The following is a 13,598-nucleotide window of genomic DNA, read 5'->3' as shown; positions in this document are numbered from 1 at the left end:
GCGTGCGCTCAAACTTTCTACAGCGCCGATTCGTCTATATTGCACCCGGAGCGGATCTGGTCTTTGTAGCAGCTGGCGCAGCCTGCGTCCGGCTGCGAAGCAATCGTAAACCGGTCAACGCGGGGAATCAGGACAACCGTGATCTCTGGACTTACGACTGCTTCGCAGCCGGACGCAGGCTGCGCCAGCTGCTACAGAATCGTGGTTATCACTGACGGCAGTCACCATCAACCTTTGCTTTTGCTCGGATCGGCAGAACGCGGGAAGGTGCGTTCTTCTTCGAGGGTGCCGTCCTCGCGGTGAATTTTCAGGGACGCAGTTTTGCCGTCCAGAAATTCGCGCGCCAGTTTGATGATTTCCGCCTTGGTCGAAGCCGTTTTCGAAGCACGGTCCGCGCCTTGCTTTTTCAATGACCAGCCCGTGTCGGTTTTGGTGATGTGATAGTTGTCCATCCGATCTCCTCGCGCCCGTGGCGCATTAGCGATGTGGTGTGCTGTTGACCGCTGCCCTCGTCATGAGTTTAAAAAGTGGTCGGGGGATGACCCTGCTTGGTGTTAAATAGGCCACCTCAGGCTACAGCTCACACCCTGTCGCGTATTCAGTGCAACGAGAACCGATATGAACGCCTATTCCAACACCAGCGAATTCCCTGCCATCGGCACAACCACGGTGGTCAGCGCATGATTGAAGTGACTGAAGTTTCCATTGCCGAGCTGCGTGCGGCGCTCGAATCCGGCCGTACCACGGCGGTCGAACTGGTTCAGGCCTATCTGGAGCGGATCGAAGCCTTCGACGGGCCGACCACCTCGACCGCGCTGAACGCAGTCGTAGTGCATAACCCGCAAGCACTGGAAGAGGCACGCGCATCCGACGCGCGCAGGGCCAAAGGCGAAACACTCGGCCCGCTCGATGGCATTCCTTACACCGCCAAGGACAGCTACCTGGTGAAAGGTCTGACCGCTGCGTCGGGCAGCCCGGCCTTCGTCAATCTGCTGGCCCATCGCGACGCATTCACTATTGAACGGCTGCGCGGCGCCGGGGCGATCTGCCTGGGTAAAACCAACATGCCGCCGATGGCCAACGGCGGCATGCAACGCGGCGTCTATGGCCGGGCGGAGAGCCCGTATAACGGCGACTACCTCACCGCGCCTTTTGCCTCGGGTTCCTCCAATGGTGCAGGCACGGCGACGGCCGCCAGTTTCGCCGCCTTCGGCCTCGCCGAAGAAACCTGGTCGAGCGGTCGCGGGCCGGCGTCGAACAATGGTCTGTGCGCCTACACGCCGTCACGCGGGGTGATCTCGGTGCGCGGCAACTGGCCGCTGACGCCGACGATGGACGTGGTTGTGCCGTTCGCCAGAACCATGGCGGATCTGCTGGAAGTGCTCGATGTGGTGGTCGCGGAAGACCCCGACACCCGCGGCGATTTGTGGCGTTTGCAACCCTGGGTGCCGATTCCGAGCGTTGCCTCGGTGCGCCCGGCCGCTTATCCGCAATTGGCGGCTGATAGCGCTGCGCTGGCCGGCAAGCGCTTCGGCATACCGCGCATGTACATCAACGCCGACCCCGACGCAGGCACCGCGCAGGCGCCCGGCATTGGCGGGCCAACGGGCCAACGGATCAACACGCGGCCTTCGGTCATCGCCCTTTGGCAAGAGGCCCGACACGCGCTCGAAGCTGCCGGCGCGCAAGTGATCGACGTCGACTTCCCGCTGGTCTCCAATTGCGAAGGCGATCGTCCAGGCGCACCGACGGTGTTCACGCGAGGCCTGGTGTCCAAGGAATTTCTCCACCACGAATTGTGGGACCTGACCGCCTGGGCCTTCGATGATTTCCTGCAAGCCAACGGCGATCCGCAGCTGAACCGCCTTGTGGATGTCGACGGCCCGCTGATTTTCCCGCACGACCCCGGCACCCTGCCCAACCGTGAAGGCGATCTCGTCGCCGGCATGGACGAATACGTGCGCATGGCTGAACGCGGCATCACGCCGTGGAATGAAATCAGCACGGTGGCGGACGGCTTGCGCGGGCTCGAGCAAACCCGGCGCATCGACCTTGAGGACTGGATGGATGAACTGGGCCTGGATGCGGTGCTGTTCCCGACCGTCGCAGACGTCGCACCGGCCAATGCCGATATCGAGCCAGCGTCGGCCGATATTGCCTGGAGCAACGGCGTCTGGGTGGCCAACGGCAACCTCGCCATCCGTCATCTCGGCGTGCCCACGGTGACGGTGCCGATGGGCGTGATGGCAGATATCGGCATGCCGGTCGGGCTGACATTTGCCGGGCGCGCCTACGACGATTCCAACCTGTTGCGCTTCGCCTCGGCATTCGAATCGACAGGGTCAAAACGCCTGATCCCGCCGCGCACTCCGCCGCTGTCTGCCCGCTGAAAAATCGGGACTGGAGCATTCAGTCCCGCCTCTCCAAGGCTACTTGACCAGACGCTTTTCCTTGGACGGCCGATAGCCGAAATAGGCGCTGTAGCATTTGCTGAAGTGGCTGGGCGACACAAAGCCACAAGCCACCAGCACGTCCACCTGGGACAGTTCCGTGTGCTGCAGTAACCGCCGGGCCTCGGTGATGCGCAGCTCCATGTAATAGCGTTGCGGCGTGGTACCCAGTTGTTCCTTGAACAAACGCTCCAGCTGGCGGCGTGAACGACCGGCGTAAATCGCCAACTGCTCCAGTTCCAGCGGTTCTTCAAGGTTGGCGTCCATCAGCTTCACCACTTCTCGCAGCGGTGCACTGACGCAGACATTTTCCGTCGGCTTGATGCGCCGATAGCGCGATTCCTCGAACGCCAGAATATCCTCGATGCCTTCGACCAGCGCCTTGTCGTGCAAGCCCTTGATCCAGTCCAGCGCCATGTGAAAAGCCCCCGAAGGGCTGGACGCGGTAAGCCGGTCCCGGTCGATGACATAAGGTTCGCTGGTGACATGGGTGGCTTTGGAAATTTCCGCCAGTGCCGGACGGTGCTCGGGGTGAATCGCACAGCGGTAGCCATCGAGCACCCCCGCGCTGCCGAGAAACCATGCACCGTTCCACAGGCCGGCAAGGATAACGCCGTGATCCGCTGCCAGTCGCAGCAGGTGATTGAGTTCGTCGCCGGCGTTCAGTTCGGTGCGGTAGCCGCCGCAAATCACCAACAGATCGAGGTCATGGATTGCCGATGTATCGATGCGCCCGTCGGGGCGGATCACCAGACCGAGGTCGCTGATGACCTCGCCGTCATGCAGGCCGAAAGTGCGCGATGAGAACAAACCCGGGCGCAGCAGATTGGCCGTGACGATCGTGTCCAGCGCTTGGGTGAATGCGGGCAGGGAGAAATGCTCAAGCAGCAGGAAACCGGTGCGGGTCATCCGAGCCGGCTGAGATGGCTCATTCAGATAGCGGAGGTTTTTGCCCTTCATGCCACCGCTGAATTGACGTCTTTCGGTCAAGGTGCGACTCACTCGGCTGCGTTGATGAACCTGGCGTCAGGTGCGCTGATAAAACGCCATGCTAACCGTAGATCTTCGACAAATATATCAATCCTGATACATGCCCCCTCGCACCTGTGGTACATAACCATGACCGCGCGATCCAAGAGGTTTGCTTATGTGCCGCTCTTCCCGTTTGCCGCTGCTCGCCGCCCTGCTCGCCCTGTTCGCGGGCGCCGTACACGCCGCCACGCCTTCGCCGGCACCCGACAGTCTGCAACCGCTGCTGGCGACCATGTACGAACGCCTGAACATCGGCGATCTGGCGGCGTTGGCCAAGTGGGACAGCGGCAAGCCGATCCAGGACAACGCGCGGGAGGCGCTGGTCATCGCCGATGCACGGAGGCAGGCCACGCAGAACAAGGTCAACGCGGACGAGTTCGCCGACCTGATCGCCGCGCAGATTGAGGCCAGCAAAGTGGTGCAATACGGGCGACTTGCGCAATGGCAGGCAGCGGGCAAGGCGCCCCCTACCCCTCGACTAGATCTGGAGAAGCAGATTCGCCCGCAACTGGATCAGTTGCAGCAGCGTCTGTTGCAGCAATATGCGGCTTTTTCGCGGTATCGCACCGACCCGGATTGCCCGCACTGGCTGGGCAAGACCCGCGCAACGTTGATCAAGGATCAACTGCACGGTCAGGCGCTGATCCGCGCGTCCGGTGAACTGTGTGCCGTCGGCCGCTGACGCCAGGCCTCCTCGACATCGCACCCGCTGAAAAAAATCCGGACCGCTACGACGCCTGATCGACTACCATGCCCGCCGCCGGTTTCCAAATGGGATTAATAGGGAATCCGAGGTGCCTTGCATGGCATCAAACGGAACTGCCCCCGCAACTGTAGATGCCGAGCCTGCTCCTCAACTGCCACTGGGATGATTCCCGGGAAGGCTGGAGCCAGGCGACGACGCATCAGTCAGGAGACCTGCCGGCCAAGCAAATCACTAACCGGCGGGGTGTCCGGGAAGGACATCCTTGCGCCCGGTTCCCGAGTTACAACGGCAGCGATCAACGATGTGTTTCCAGTCCGTACCCTGCTTTTATGTACGGTCAACCGGAGATTGCGTCATGCGGCTGTCGCGCCTTGCCACCCTCGTCACTGCCTTGGGTTTTTCCACCCTCGCCCATGCGGCACCGACTCACTATCCCCTGACGGTGGAAAACTGCGGCAGCACGCTGACGTTTGCCCAGGCGCCGAGCCGCGCGGTGACCATTGGCCAGGCCGGCACCGAGATGCTCTACGCCATGGGCCTGAGCGACAAGGTGGTCGGCACTTCGTTGTGGTTCAACAATGTGTTGGCGCAATACCAGCCCGTCAATGACCGCATCGAGCGTCTGGCCGACAACGAACCGAGTTTTGAAGCGGTGATCGGCAAGCGTCCGCAACTGGTCGCCGTCGAGCTGGAATGGATGGTCGGGCCGCAAGGCGCGGTCGGCACCCGCGAGCAGTTTCATGAGATGAACATCGCGACCTACCTGATGCCCTCCGATTGCGAAGCCAAGGACAACCTGGTCGGCGCCGACGGCACGCGGCTCGAAGCCTTTCGCGTTGACAGCCTGTACAAAAGCATCAGCCAACTGGCGCAGATTTTCAACGTGCAGGCGCGCGGCCAACAACTGATAGCAACGCTCAAGGCCAGCCTGGCGAAGTCGGTGGCGACGGCCGCGCAGAACAAGGATTTGCGCCACACCAGCGCACTGTTCTGGTTCTCCAGCGCCAGCCTCGACATCGACCCTTACGTTGCCGGACACAAAGGCATTCCCGATTTCATGCTCAACACCCTGGGCGTGCGCAACGTGGTGGAATCCGACGAAGAATGGCCGACCGTGGGCTGGGAAACCATCGCCAAGGCCAACCCGACCTTTCTGGTGATCGCGCGCATGGACCGCCGCCGCTTCCCGGCTGACGACCACCTGAAAAAACTCGAATTCCTGCGCAGCGACCCGGTCACCCGCAACATGGACGCGGTGAAACACAACCGCATCATCATTCTCGATGCGATGGCCATGCAGGCCAGTGTGCGCATGTTCGAGGGTCTGGAAACCCTGGCGACGGCCATCCACGGCTACGACCTGGGGCAATGACGGCGATGCTGATGCGTACAGTCCTCGCGCTGGTGACCTTACTGGCGGCAGTGATTGCCGGCGTGACCATCGGTGAAACGGCCATTGAGCCGGGCGTGGTGTTTCAGGTGCTCGCGAACAAACTGTGGGCCGCCGGTCATGTGCTCGACCCGATCGATGAAGGCATCGTCTGGAATTACCGCCTGACCCGCGCCCTGGTAGCCGCGGCCTGTGGTGCCGGGCTGGCGACGTGCGGGGTGATTCTGCAATCGCTGTTGCGCAACCCGTTGGCCGATCCTTATCTGCTGGGCATTTCCGCCGGTGCCTCGACCGGCGCCGTGCTGGTGACGCTGCTGGGCTTGGGTGCGGGGCTGATTTCGCTGTCAGTCGGCGCGTTTGCCGGCGCGGTGGCAGCCTTCGCGGTGGTGGTGTTGCTGGCGCGGGCCAGCGGTGCGCCGGGGCGAACCGGGCAGATTATTCTGGCGGGGATCGCCGGCTCGCAGTTGTTTAATGCGCTGACCGCGTTTCTGATCACCAAGTCGGCCAGCGCCGAACAGGCGCGCGGCATCATGTTCTGGCTCTTGGGCAATCTCAGCGGGGTGCGCTGGCCGTCAGTGTGGCTGGCGGTTCCAGTGGCGTTGGTCGGTTTGCTTGTTTGCCTGTGGCATCGGCGCGCACTCGACGCCTTCACGTTTGGTGCCGACTCGGCCGCCTCGCTAGGCATCGCGGTGCGTCCCGTGCAATTTCTGCTGATCAGTTGCGCGGCGCTGGTGACGGCGGTGATGGTCTCGATTGTCGGCTCGATCGGCTTCGTCGGGCTGGTCATCCCCCACGCTGCGCGGCTGTTGTTGGGCACCCAACATGCCCGCCTGTTGCCGGCCAGTGCGCTGGGGGGCGCGGTGTTCCTGATTGCCGCCGACATCCTCTCGCGCACGCTGATCAAAGGCCAGGTGATCCCGGTGGGCGTCATCACCGCGCTGGTCGGCGCGCCGGTGTTCGCGCTGATTCTGATCGGCCGAAGGAATGCGCGATGAATGCCGTGCAGTCTGTTGGCGACGCCGTGTTGCGATGTGAAGGCCTGGGGTTTCATGTTCGCGACGTCGAGCTTTTGCACAACGTCAATCTGGAGGTGCGACGCGGCGAAACCCTGGGCATTGTCGGGCCCAATGGCTCGGGCAAATCCACCCTGCTGAAACTGTTGGCCGGTTTGCGCATCCCCGGCCGGGGCGCCGTCTACCTCAATGGCAAAACACTCAAATCGGTGGCGCGACGTGCGATTGCGCAGACCCTCGCCGTGGTCGAGCAACAGGCCGATACGCTGGACACCATCAGCGTATTTGACGCCGTCGCCCTCGGCCGCACGCCCTGGCTGTCGGCCTTGCGCCCATGGTCGAGTGAGGATGACGCCATCGTCCAGCAGGCGTTGCGCGATGTCGATGCGGCGCATCTTGAAAGACGCAGCTGGCACAGTCTGTCCGGCGGCGAACGCCAACGCGTGCACATCGCCCGCGCACTGGCCCAGCGTCCACAGATTCTGCTGCTTGACGAGCCGACCAATCACCTGGATATCCAGCATCAACTGGCGATTATGCAAGTCGTGCAATCGTTGCCAGTGACCACGCTGATCGCCTTGCATGACCTGAATCAGGCGTTGAGTTGCGACCGTCTGGCGGTGCTCGAACGCGGGCGTCTAGTGGCGCTGGGCAAACCACTGGAAGTGCTGACGCCCCACCGTTTGCGCGAGACATTTGGCGTGCAGGCGCACTACCTGGTCGACCCGTTCGACGGCGCGCAGATTCTGCGGATCAGGCCGGCTTGAAGCCGGTGTGAAGCAAATAGCGCTGCCCTCCCCCTCACGGGAAAGGGCAGACACTGGTTTCAGGAGTGGTTGATGTCGCGGTCTTTGGTTTCCGGGAGGAAGAAGATCCCGAGTACCGCTGTCATCAGGGCGATCACGATCGGGTACCACAGGCCGTAGTAGATGTCGCCGGTCGCGGCAACCATCGCGAATGCCACGGTCGGCAGGAACCCGCCGAACCAGCCGTTACCGATGTGATACGGCAGCGACATCGAGGTGTAGCGAATGCGCGCCGGGAACAGTTCCACCAGCCACGCCGCGATTGGCCCGTAAACCATGGTCACATAGATCACCAGGATGGTCAGCAGGAGCAGCACCATCGGATAGTTGGTTTTCGCCGGGTCGGCTTTCTCCGGGTAACCGGCTTCCTTAAGCGCACCACCCAAGGTCGCGATGAAGGCGTCGTTGCGAGCCTTGAAATCGGCGCCCGGCATGTCGGTGCCTTCGAAGCTCGGGATGTCCCTGTCGCCAATCCGTACTTGCGCGACGGTTCCCGCCGGCGCTTCTTCGTTCTTGTACGGGATGGCTTTCCTGGCCAACTGGGTCTTGGCGAGGTCGCAGGAGCTGGTGAATTTGGCCTTACCCACCGGGTCGAACTGGAACGAACACTGGTTGGGATCAGCAATCACCGTCACCGGGTTCTTCGCCTGCGCGGTGAACACATCGGGGTTACCGTACTGGGTCAGCGCATGGAAGATCGGAAAGTAGGTCAGCGCCGCAAGAATGCAGCCGGCCATGATGATGCCCTTACGCCCGATGCGGTCCGACAGGCTGCCGAAAATCACGAAGAACGGCGTGCCGATCAGCAACGAGCCGGCGATCAGCAGGTTAGCGGTCTGCGCGTCTATCTTCAGGGTTTGCAGGAGGAAGAACAGCGCGTAGAACTGCCCGGTGTACCACACGACTGCCTGGCCCGCAGTGCCGCCAAGCAACGCCATGATGACAATTTTCAGGTTGTCCCAGCGGGCGAAAGACTCGGTCAGCGGCGCCTTGGATGACTTGCCTTCGGCCTTCATTTTCAGGAACACCGGCGACTCGCTCAGTTGCAGGCGGATATAGACCGAGACGATCAGCAGCAGGATCGACAGCAGGAACGGTATCCGCCAGCCCCACGCCTCAAAAGCTTCAGTGCCCAGAATGGTGCGGCAGGTGAGGATCACCAGCAGCGACATGAACAGGCCAAGGGTCGCGGTGGTTTGAATCCACGAGGTGAAAAACCCGCGGCGGCCCTTGGGTGCATGCTCGGCCACGTAGGTCGCCGCGCCGCCATATTCGCCACCGAGCGCCAGGCCCTGCAGCAAGCGCAAGGTGATCAGGATGATCGGCGCCGCAACCCCTATCGTTGCGTACCCCGGTAGAAAACCGACGATGGCGGTGGAGACGCCCATAATCACAATAGTGATCAGGAAGGTGTGTTTGCGCCCGATCATGTCGCCCAGCCGGCCGAACACGATGGCGCCGAAGGGTCTAACCGCGAAACCTGCAGCAAATGCCAGCAGCGCAAAGATGAACGCCGTTGTCTCGTTGACGCCGGCAAAGAAGTGTTTGGCGATGATCGCCGCGAGGGAACCGTACAGGTAAAAGTCGTACCACTCGAACACCGTGCCCAAAGACGAGGCAAAGATGACCTTGCGCTCCTCTTTGGTAATCGTGTGTTTGGGCGTGCTGCCTGTAGAAGTGTTGTCGATTGCGGCCATGGGTCATCTCCGTCTTTCTTGTTGTAGGCCGGAGTACCTCACTACCATTTGCCGCACCCAGGCCCCAGGGCTGATGTCATCGGATTACGGTGTGCGCGAAGCGTGCAACAGGCAAAAGGCCTTGCATCGCTGCAAAGCCTTTGAAGGAAGCATAATCATGTTCTGCCAGATATCCACTCGCCATCATGCGTAAATCCGGGCCATCGTCTGGAAATCGGTCAATTTCCCTGACAAAAGCCCTGTCAGCCTGGGGTGCGTGCCGCGTTTGCGGTGATTCAACTCACGGCTGGCGGCTGCTGACGCTTTGCGCGCCCTGCTCGAACATGGCTTCGAAACGCGGCTTGTTCGCGGCGTAATAGGCAGCCACGGCTTTATCCGAAGACGTTTCACGTGCCTGCATCATCAATGCTTCGAGGTCAGCCTGGGGGATCGAATAGTGAGCGAAGAAGTACGCCACTTCCGGGTACTGCGCACTGAAACCCTTGCGCGCCACGGCGTGAATCTGCTCGGCGCCGCCGAAAATCTTCTTGGGGTCGTCAAGGTAGCGCAGCGACCATTTGGAGAACATCCAGTGCGGGCTCCAGGCGTTGACCAACGACCATTTATTGCGTTTGAGGTTGCGATCCAGCTCGTTGAGCATGCCGCTCTCCGAGGACGCCACCAGCTTGTAACCGGTGAGTTTGTATTCCTCGATGGCCTGGACCGTGAGCTTGTACTGGCCGTTACCGACTTCCGAGGTGAGGATCTTGCCCTCGAGCTTTTCCCTGACCGCCGGCTTGTTGAGGTCCTCGACGCTGGAGATTTCGCTGATCGGGATCGACGTCGGCACGGCCATGCCGATGCGCCCTTCATAGAGAACGCCGAGGTCCTCCAGGCGATCCTTGTGCTTGTCGTAAAACGCCTTGTGGGTGCTCGGTAGCCAGACCATCGGGATCAGATCGATGTTGCCGTTGGCCAGCGCCTGAAACTGGATGCCGATATCGGCCATGACCAGTTTGACCGGTTGCTTGAGGTGTTCCTGCAACGCGGTAGTGGCCAGTTTGACGGTGATTTCGGTGTCGGACCAGTTGACCCAGCCAATGCGTATCGGCGGTCGATCGGCGGCGTGGGTCCACGTGGCGCTGGCGGCCAGAACCAGGCCTGCCAGGCAAGCGCTGGCTATTTTTCGATACGGCGAATGAGCGTTCATCAGGCGTCTTCCTATTGGGATGGGATAGGCAGCTTGCTTCACTTGAACGGCCTTACGGTCGTGATGGCTGCAGTCTCGGGCTGCTTCATCGTCGGGGCCTCGTGACTTTCGTCGCGGCCCTTTCGAAGCTGATCTTATGCCCGGCTTTCAAGCCACGCAAGAGAAATGTACACGTGTGTCAGCGCTGATTGACACCCATGTACATTTATCCTAGTTTCAAGTCGCCGAGTCTGATGATGCCCAACCTGGAGCGCCTCTGAAATGTCCAGTGATCCCCTGCTGCAACCCTATAAAATCAAGCACCTGACCCTGCGCAACCGGATCATGACGACCGCGCACGAACCGGCGTATCCCGTGGACGGCATGCCCCAGGCGCTGTACCGCGCCTATCACGTCGAACGTGCCAAGGCCGGCGTTGCCCTGACCATGACGGCGGGGTCCGCCGCGGTATCGCGAGACAGTCCGCCGGTGTTCAACAACATCCTTGCGTACAAGGACGAGGTGGTGGGATGGCTGAAGGACCTGACGGACGAATGCCACGAACACGGCGCGGCGGTGATGATCCAGTTGACTCATCTGGGTCGCCGCACGCGGTGGGACAAGGCTGACTGGTTGCCGGTGGTTTCACCCTCGCACCGGCGCGAGGCGTCGCACCGTTCGTTCCCGAAGAAAATGGAAGACTGGGACATTGAGCGCATCATCAAGGACTACGTCGACGCTGCCGAACGCATGCAAGCCGCAGGGCTCGATGGCCTGGAATTGCAAGCGTACGGGCATTTGATGGATCAGTTCTGGTCACCGCTGACCAACGATCTCGACGGCCCATATGGCGGATCGCTGGAGAACCGCATGCGCTTCACCTTCGATATTTTGCGCGGGATTCGCCAGCGCGTCGGCGAGAATTTTCTGCTCGGCGTGCGCTACACCGGGGATGAAACCCTGCCCGGTGGTTTCAACGCGAGCGAGGGGCTGCAGGTTTCGCACATGCTCAAGGACAGCGGTCTGGTTGATTTTCTCAACGTGGTGCGCGGGCATATCGATACCGATGCGGGCCTGACCGATGTGATCCCGATCCAGGGCATGCGCAACTCGCCGCACCTGGATTTTGCTGGTGAGATTCGTTCGGCAACAGGCTTCCCGACGTTCCACGCGGCAAAGATTCCTGACGTTGCCACTGCGCGCTATGCGATCGCTTCGGGCAAGGTCGACATGGTCGGCATGACCCGCGCGCACATGACCGATCCGCACATCGTGCGCAAGATCATCGAGAAGCGCGAGGAAGACATTCGCCCGTGTGTGGGCGCCAACTATTGCCTGGACCGCATCTATCAGGGCGGCGCCGCCTATTGCATTCACAACGCGGCGACCGGCCGGGAAACCAGCATGCCGCACGACATTGCCAAGGCGGCGCTCAAGCGCAAAGTGTTGGTGATCGGCAGCGGCCCGGCGGGACTGGAAGCGGCGCGAGTCGCGGGCGAACGCGGGCATGACGTGACCGTGCTGGAGGCGGCCGACCAGCCCGGCGGGCAGATCCGCCTGACGGCGTTGAGCGAACGGCGCCGCGAGATGATCGGTATCATCGATTGGCGTATGGTGCAGTGCGAGCGGCTGGGGGTGAAATTCCACTTCAACACCTGGGCCGAAGCCGACACCGTGCTGGCGCATGAGCCGGATGTGGTGATCGTCGCCACCGGCGGCTTGCCGCACACCGAGGTGTTGCGCCAGGGCAATGAGCTGGTGGTGTCGACCTGGGACATTATTTCCGGCGACGTAAAACCGGGGCGCAATGTGCTGATTTTCGATGACGCTGGTGATCATGCAGCGCTGCAGGCTGCGGAAGTTATTGCGCGCAGTGGTGCGACTGTAGAAATCGTCACACCGGACCGGTCGTTTGCGCCCGAAGTGATGGCCATGAACCTGGTGCCGTACATGCGCAGTCTGCAGGACCTGGACGTGACGTTTACCGTAACGTATCGGGTCGAGTCGGTGGAACGGCGCGACGGCAAACTCGTTGCGACGTTCGGCAGCGATTACGGGGCAGTGAACAAGCAGCGCGTGGTCGATCAGGTGGTGGTCAATCACGGGACAATTCCGCTGGACGACCTGTATTTCGAGCTGCGCCCGCATTCGCGCAACGGCGGCGCAGTGGAACACCACGATCTCATCGCCGGCCACCCGCAAAACATCATCACCCACCCACAGGGCCTGTTTCAATTGTTCAGAATTGGCGACGCGGTGGCTGCACGCAATACCCATGCAGCGATTTACGATGCGTTGAGGTTGGTGAAAGACCTCTGAGCGAATGGGTCCCGGTAGATCACATTTTCTGTCCAGGCCACATATCTGCAGGAGCGAAGCTTGGTCCGGGCGGCGTTCCGACGATGGCGGCGGGTCAGGCAACATTGATACTGACTGTGCCGGCCTCATCGCGAGCAAGCTTGCTCCTACGGAATTGTGTTCGAGCGCAAATCCTCTGCACACCGCCGATCTGCCGTAGGACTAAGCTTGCTCGCGATGGCGGTGGGTCAGGCAACATTGATGCTGAGTGTGCCGGCCTCATCGCGAGCAAGCTTGCTCCTACGGAATTGTGTTCGAGCGCAAATCCTCAGCACGCCGCCGATCTGCCGTAGGAGCAAGCTTGCTCGCGATGGCGGTGGGTCAGGCAACATCGATGCTGACCGGGCAGACCTCATCGCGAGCAAGCTTGCTCCTACGGAATTGTGTTCGAGCGCAAATCCTCAGCACGCCGCCGATCTGCCGTAGGAGCAAGCTTGCTCGCGATGGCGGCGGGTCAGGCAACATTGATACTGACTGTGCCGGCCTCATCGCGAGCAAGCTTGCTCCTACGAAATTGTGTTCGAGCGCAAATCCTCTGCACGCCGCCGATCTGCCGTAGGAGCAAGCTTGCTCGCGATGGCGGTGGGTCAGGCAACATCGATGCTGACTGTGCCGGCCTCATCGCGAGCAAGCTTGCTCCTACGGAATTGTGTTCGAGCGCAAATCCTCTGCACGCCGCCGATCTGCCGTAGGAGCAAGCTTGCTCGCGATGGCGGTGGGTCAGGCAACATCGATGCTGACCGGGCAGACCTCATCGCGAGCAAGCTTGCTCCTACGGAATTGTGTTCGAGCGCAAATCCTCTGCACACCGCCGATCTGCCGTAGGAGCAAGCTTGCTCGCGATGGCGGTGGGTCAGGCAACATTGATACTGACTGTGCCGGCCTCATCGCGAGCAAGCTTGCTCCCACGGAATTGTGTTCGAGCGCAAATCCTCTGCACACCGCCGATCTGCCGTAGGAGCAAGCTTGCTCGCGATG

The 13,598-nt window shown here is 61.4% G+C and carries 11 protein-coding genes and 1 riboswitch; of the genes, 7 read left to right on the top strand and 4 right to left on the bottom strand.

Features of this window, described 5'->3' with window-relative positions; all coding sequences use genetic code 11:
- Positions 1-215: hypothetical protein (locus tag DU29_RS1000000133320; RefSeq protein ID WP_236645617.1), on the top strand; the 215-nt coding region annotated here is incomplete at its 5' end.
- A 12-nt stretch (positions 216-227) separates the two neighbouring features.
- Here DU29_RS1000000133320 and DU29_RS0116460 read toward each other — a convergent pair.
- A complete protein-coding gene (locus DU29_RS0116460) occupies positions 228-452 on the bottom strand; it encodes a DUF2188 domain-containing protein (RefSeq protein ID WP_028622655.1) in 225 nt (74 codons plus the stop codon).
- A 228-nt stretch (positions 453-680) separates the two neighbouring features.
- Between DU29_RS0116460 and DU29_RS0116455 the strand changes: the two genes are divergently transcribed.
- On the top strand, positions 681-2,390 hold the full coding sequence (locus DU29_RS0116455; RefSeq protein WP_028622654.1) for an amidase: 1,710 nt from the start codon (positions 681-683) through the stop codon (positions 2,388-2,390).
- Between the two features lie 39 nt (positions 2,391-2,429).
- On the opposite strand, the gene DU29_RS0116450 is transcribed toward DU29_RS0116455, so the two are convergent.
- Positions 2,430-3,440: a GlxA family transcriptional regulator gene (locus tag DU29_RS0116450; RefSeq protein ID WP_028622653.1), complete on the bottom strand. Its 1,011-nt coding sequence runs from the start codon at positions 3,438-3,440 to the stop codon at positions 2,430-2,432.
- Between the two features lie 157 nt (positions 3,441-3,597).
- On the opposite strand from DU29_RS0116450, the gene DU29_RS0116440 reads away from it, so the two are divergent.
- The 4 genes from DU29_RS0116440 (at position 3,598) to DU29_RS0116425 (ending at position 7,358) form a co-directional block, all read left to right on the top strand.
- Entirely contained in the window at positions 3,598-4,164 is a 567-nt protein-coding gene (locus tag DU29_RS0116440) for a chorismate mutase (RefSeq protein WP_028622652.1), read from the top strand.
- A gap of 62 nt (positions 4,165-4,226) precedes the next feature.
- Positions 4,227-4,422, top strand: a riboswitch (cobalamin riboswitch).
- Positions 4,423-4,543: 121 nt separating this feature from the next.
- Positions 4,544-5,560 carry an ABC transporter substrate-binding protein gene (locus DU29_RS0116435; protein ID WP_028622651.1) on the top strand — a complete coding sequence of 339 codons (1,017 nt, stop codon included), beginning with the start codon at positions 4,544-4,546 and terminating at the stop codon, positions 5,558-5,560.
- A gap of 8 nt (positions 5,561-5,568) precedes the next feature.
- Positions 5,569-6,573 (top strand): FecCD family ABC transporter permease, encoded by a 1,005-nt coding sequence (locus DU29_RS0116430; RefSeq protein WP_028622650.1) that lies wholly within the window; start codon positions 5,569-5,571, stop codon positions 6,571-6,573.
- The gene (locus DU29_RS0116425; protein WP_028622649.1) at positions 6,570-7,358 is read left to right on the top strand and encodes an ABC transporter ATP-binding protein; all 789 of its coding nucleotides are present in this window, start codon (positions 6,570-6,572) and stop codon (positions 7,356-7,358) included. Before DU29_RS0116430 ends, DU29_RS0116425 begins: the two co-directional genes overlap by 4 nt.
- Positions 7,359-7,417: 59 nt before the next feature.
- Here the strand turns inward: DU29_RS0116425 and DU29_RS0116420 are convergent, their stop codons facing one another.
- Entirely contained in the window at positions 7,418-9,094 is a 1,677-nt protein-coding gene (locus DU29_RS0116420; RefSeq protein ID WP_028622648.1) for an MFS transporter, read from the bottom strand.
- A gap of 280 nt (positions 9,095-9,374) precedes the next feature.
- The gene (locus tag DU29_RS0116415) at positions 9,375-10,283 is read right to left on the bottom strand and encodes a glycine betaine ABC transporter substrate-binding protein (protein WP_028622647.1); all 909 of its coding nucleotides are present in this window, start codon (positions 10,281-10,283) and stop codon (positions 9,375-9,377) included.
- Positions 10,284-10,544: 261 nt separating this feature from the next.
- On the opposite strand from DU29_RS0116415, the gene DU29_RS0116410 reads away from it, so the two are divergent.
- Entirely contained in the window at positions 10,545-12,581 is a 2,037-nt protein-coding gene (locus DU29_RS0116410) for an NADH:flavin oxidoreductase (RefSeq protein WP_028622646.1), read from the top strand.
- The last annotated feature ends 1,017 nt before the right edge of the window (positions 12,582-13,598 follow it).

The sequence above is a fragment of the Pseudomonas sp. Ant30-3 genome (genome assembly GCF_000690905.1).
Lineage (GTDB): Bacteria > Pseudomonadota > Gammaproteobacteria > Pseudomonadales > Pseudomonadaceae > Aquipseudomonas.
Note: the sequence above shows the minus strand (reverse complement) of the source record. Positions and strands in the feature narration are given on the sequence as shown.

Coding starts and splice junctions, on each gene's coding strand:
- DU29_RS0116460 (WP_028622655.1), bottom strand. CDS start 452: ATGGACAACTATCACATCACCAAAACCGACACGGGCTGGTCATTGAAA.
- DU29_RS0116455 (WP_028622654.1), top strand. CDS start 681: ATGATTGAAGTGACTGAAGTTTCCATTGCCGAGCTGCGTGCGGCGCTC.
- DU29_RS0116440 (WP_028622652.1), top strand. CDS start 3,598: ATGTGCCGCTCTTCCCGTTTGCCGCTGCTCGCCGCCCTGCTCGCCCTG.
- DU29_RS0116435 (WP_028622651.1), top strand. CDS start 4,544: ATGCGGCTGTCGCGCCTTGCCACCCTCGTCACTGCCTTGGGTTTTTCC.
- DU29_RS0116425 (WP_028622649.1), top strand. CDS start 6,570: ATGAATGCCGTGCAGTCTGTTGGCGACGCCGTGTTGCGATGTGAAGGC.
- DU29_RS0116420 (WP_028622648.1), bottom strand. CDS start 9,094: ATGGCCGCAATCGACAACACTTCTACAGGCAGCACGCCCAAACACACG.
- DU29_RS0116415 (WP_028622647.1), bottom strand. CDS start 10,283: ATGAACGCTCATTCGCCGTATCGAAAAATAGCCAGCGCTTGCCTGGCA.
- DU29_RS0116410 (WP_028622646.1), top strand. CDS start 10,545: ATGTCCAGTGATCCCCTGCTGCAACCCTATAAAATCAAGCACCTGACC.